The sequence below is a fragment of the uncultured Arthrobacter sp. genome (assembly GCF_947495145.1).
Classification (GTDB): Bacteria; Actinomycetota; Actinomycetes; order Actinomycetales; family Micrococcaceae; genus Arthrobacter_D.
In genome coordinates this window covers 1-1,300 of sequence record NZ_CANLXP010000046.1, presented here as the reverse complement: position 1 = coordinate 1,300, position 1,300 = coordinate 1, and the positions used below count along the sequence as shown (strand labels likewise).

The window sequence follows — 1,300 nt, the reverse complement described above, 5'->3', positions numbered from 1 at the left end:
TGTCAAGCCCCGGGTTTGGTGGAGAGATTTTTAGTTGGAAATCGTAGTTAGTAGGCCGGCGTTGACGCCGGCGTGTTGTTGTTCGTATTCGACGGGTGGGACGTGGCCGAGTTCACCGTGGAGACGTCGGTGGTTGTACCAATCGACCCATTCGGCGAGGGCGACTTCGAGGTGGTTTATGTCCTTCCAGGGGCCTTTGTTCCGGACCAGTTCGGCTTTGAACAGCGAATTCAGCGCCTCGGCCATCGCATTGTCGTAACTGTCGCCGCGGGAGCCCACGGATGCCACCGCGTCTTCGTCGGCGAGGCGCTCGGCATAGCGGATGGCCCGGTATTGGACGCCGCGGTCGCTGTGATGGACCAGACCGGTCAGGTCCGCGCCGTCCTTGGTGCGGGACCAGATACCCATTTCCAGGGCGTCCAAGGCCAGCTCGGTGTAGAGGCTGGTTGCCACTTGCCAGCCCACGATCCGGCGGGAGAAGACATCCAGCACGAACGCGGCGTAGACCCAGCCGGCGAAGGTGCGCACGTAAGTAATGTCGGCGACCCAGAGACGGTTCGGCGCTTCCGCGGTGAACCGGCGCTCAACCAGGTCCTGCGGCCTGCCGGTTTCCGGTGCCGGTCTCGTGGTCCGCGGGCCCTTGGCCCGGGAAACTCCGCGTAAGCCCTCGGCGCGCATGAGCCGCTCCACTGTGCACCGGGCAACCTCGTGCCCTTGCCGGCGCAGCTGCGCGTGGACCTTCCGGACCCCGTAAACCCCGTAATTCTCCTTGTGCACCGTCTTGATCTCCTCGGTCAGTTTCTCGTCCCGGACGCTCCTTGCTGAGGCGGGCCGGGTCCGGTGGGCATAGTACGTGCTCGGGGCGATCTGCAGCACCCTGCAGATCGGCTCGACCCCGTGCTCGTCACGGTGCTCCTCAATGAAGGCGCACATCACCTCGACGGGCGGTCGAGCTCCGCCGCGAAGAAAGCCGACGCCTGCTTCAGGATCGTGTTCGCCCGCCGCAGTTCCCGAACCTCCCGCTCAAGCTCGGAGATCCGCTCCACATCGCTGCTCGTCGTACCAGGGCGCGAGCCCTCGTCGATCTCGGCCCGCTTCACCCACGTCCGCAACGCCTCCGGGTTCACCCCGAGCTGCTCACCGACACGCCCGAACGCGCCGGTCCTCGTCGCCGGATTCTTGCGTGCCTCCAAAACCATCCGAGTCGCACGCTCACGCAACTCGATCGGGTACTTCCGCTGTGCTGCCATGAAATCATCCTCCGGGTAATCGATGTCTCCATCAAACCCGGTGCGGTTCA

General features: G+C 64.6%; 1 protein-coding gene and 1 other annotated feature. The gene reads right to left on the bottom strand.

Translation table 11 applies throughout. From position 1 onward, the window contains the following. Nucleotides 1-30: 30 nt before the first annotated feature. Nucleotides 31-1,250 (bottom strand): IS3 family transposase gene (locus tag Q0877_RS17030; protein ID WP_299170035.1). Its coding sequence is split into 2 segments (ribosomal slippage): nucleotides 31-971 and nucleotides 971-1,250, totalling 1,221 coding nucleotides; the frame shifts between segments, so codons are not numbered across the junction. Next, nucleotides 859-972: a sequence feature (AL1L pseudoknot), on the bottom strand. Its footprint overlaps the gene before it by 114 nt. Nucleotides 1,251-1,300 lie beyond the last annotated feature (50 nt).